This is a genomic window from Caballeronia terrestris, assembly GCF_001544515.1.
Lineage (GTDB): Bacteria > Pseudomonadota > Gammaproteobacteria > Burkholderiales > Burkholderiaceae > Caballeronia > Caballeronia terrestris.
Genome location: NZ_FCOL02000581.1, coordinates 1 through 684, shown reverse-complemented (window position 1 = coordinate 684; position 684 = coordinate 1). Strand labels below are relative to the sequence as shown.

At 60.1% G+C, this 684-nt stretch carries 1 protein-coding gene; it reads left to right on the top strand.

The window, feature by feature from the left end; translation table 11 throughout:
- Positions 1–47 precede the first annotated feature (47 nt).
- The coding region (locus AWB67_RS39065; RefSeq protein ID WP_125477915.1) for an IS110 family RNA-guided transposase at positions 48–684 on the top strand (637 nt) is incomplete at its 3' end.

Here is a 684-nt window from a genome sequence, read left to right as displayed (position 1 = left end):
GTTGGAGGATCATCCACATGTTCCTACGCAAACCGAGAGGGTCGATCATGAAACTTACGCCAGTTGGTATCGACATCGCGAAAAACGTCTTTCAGGTACACCACGTCGACGAAGAGACCGGAGAAATCGTCAACAAGCCGATCAAACGGGCGAAGTTTCTCGCCTACTTTGCGAATCGCGCGCCATGCCTGATCGGCATGGAGGCGTCTGGCGGTTCGCAGCACTGGGCGAGGCTGCTCACCGCGATGGGGCATCAGGTCAAGCTGATGTCAGGGCAATACGTGAAGGCCTTCAATATACGCAACAAGAAGGATCCCGCCGACGCCCGTGCGATCTGGCTCGCAGTACAGCAACCGGGCAAGCCGGTCGCGGTCAAGACCGAGATGCAGCAAGCGATGCTGGCGCTGCACCGAATGCGTGAGCAGCTGGTCAAATTCCGCACGATGCAGATCAACGCACTACGCGGGCTGCTCACCGAATACGGCCAAGTCATGGGCAAGGGGCGGCTCTCCCTGGACAGGGCAATACCGGACGTGCTGGCCCGGGTCGCCGATCGCCTGCCGGCCGCGCTGATCGACACGCTGCGTGAGCAGTGGAACGGATTAAGCGCGCTGGACGGGCAGATCGCCGCGATCGAGCGACGGATGCGCGAATGGAAAAAGGAAGACAGAGACGTCAGGGCAA